At 71.9% G+C, this 1,209-nt stretch carries 2 protein-coding genes; one reads left to right on the forward strand and one right to left on the reverse strand.

The annotated features are described in order from the left end of the window. Window positions 1-186 (reverse strand): hypothetical protein (locus OZN99_RS32010; protein ID WP_456299925.1); only part of this gene is annotated, 186 nt, incomplete at its 3' end. Window positions 187-367: 181 nt separating this feature from the next. Here OZN99_RS32010 and OZN99_RS32015 point away from each other — a divergent pair. Further along, complete coding sequence (locus OZN99_RS32015) at window positions 368-1,159, forward strand: SapC family protein (RefSeq protein ID WP_270939223.1); 792 nt, start codon at window positions 368-370, stop codon at window positions 1,157-1,159. The last annotated feature ends 50 nt before the right edge of the window (window positions 1,160-1,209 follow it).

The following is a 1,209-nucleotide window of genomic DNA, read 5'->3' on the forward strand; positions in this document are numbered from 1 at the left end:
CGCGACCCGCGCCGCCAGTGCGGCCTGCGGCGCGGTCGCCACCACCAGGGCCCGGCGCAGGCCGAGCCTGGCCGCCTCGTCCGGCAGTCGGGCGATCGCGCCCGGGCCGAAGGCCACGCGCGGCAGGGCCAGGCTCATGGTGAAGGCGCCGCCGTCATGCGCACGCGCGCCGCGAGCGTCCTGCATCGCCAAGCTCCTGCAATCCTGCCAGTCGGCGCGTAAGAGACATGCGCGGAGCGGTCAAGCTGCGTCAGGCTTGTTGCGCGTCTAGGCATGCCCGCTTGCGCGCGACCGGCCGGGCGGCTCATCTGCCCGCTCGGAAGCAGCCGCGGCCGCCATGCGGGCCGCGTGGAACCAGGGGACCGAGATGACCACTCAGCAGCTCTTCTACCGGAGCGTCGTGCCGGTCAGTGCGCAGCGGCACGGCAACTGGTCCGTGAAGTCCGGGGACAGCTTCGCCTTCGCCGCCGGCGTCAACTCCGTGCCGCTGACGGCGGTGGAGTTCGACCCGGCCTCGGCCGAGTACCCGGTGGTCTTCGCGGCGAGCGGGGATTCGGTGTTCCCGGCGGCGATCCTGGGCGCCCGCCCTAACGAGAACCTCTATGTGGACGGCGCGGGCAAGTGGCTCGGCCGTTACGTGCCGGCCTTCGTGCGCCGCTATCCCTTCGTCTTCTCGCAGGACGAGGCGGGCACGACCTTCACGCTGAACATCGACGAGAGCTTCGCGGGCTGCAACCAGGACGGCCGCGGCGAGCGGCTGTTCGACGCCGATGGCCAGCAGACCCAGTACCTGCAGGGCGTGCTGGCCTTCCTGCAGGACTACCAGGCGCGCATCCGCCGCACCCGCGCCTATTGCGACCGGCTGAAGGAGCTGAACCTGCTCCAGCCGATGCAGGCGCAGTTCACCCTGGCCAGTGGGGAGCAACGCTCGATCGCCGGCTTCATGGCGGTGGACCGTCAGAAGCTGAAGGCGCTGCCGGCCGATGTCCTGGCTGACATGATGAGCAAGGACGAGCTGGAGTGCACCTTCCTGCACCTCGCCTCGCTGCGGCATTTCCGCGACATGCTGGACCGCATGCCCGCCGCCGCGGCCGCGGCGGCAGCGCCCCAGCCGGCCCCTGCCGAGCCGCCGCCGGCGGAACCCGGCGTGGTGCACTGATTGTGGCGTGCTGCGCCCGGCGTCAGCCGGGCAGCAGCACCGTCGCCGCC

This window comes from Falsiroseomonas oryzae, assembly GCF_027856955.1.
GTDB lineage: Bacteria > Pseudomonadota > Alphaproteobacteria > Acetobacterales > Acetobacteraceae > Falsiroseomonas > Falsiroseomonas oryzae.

Coding starts and splice junctions, on each gene's coding strand:
- OZN99_RS32015 (WP_270939223.1), top strand. CDS start 368: ATGACCACTCAGCAGCTCTTCTACCGGAGCGTCGTGCCGGTCAGTGCG.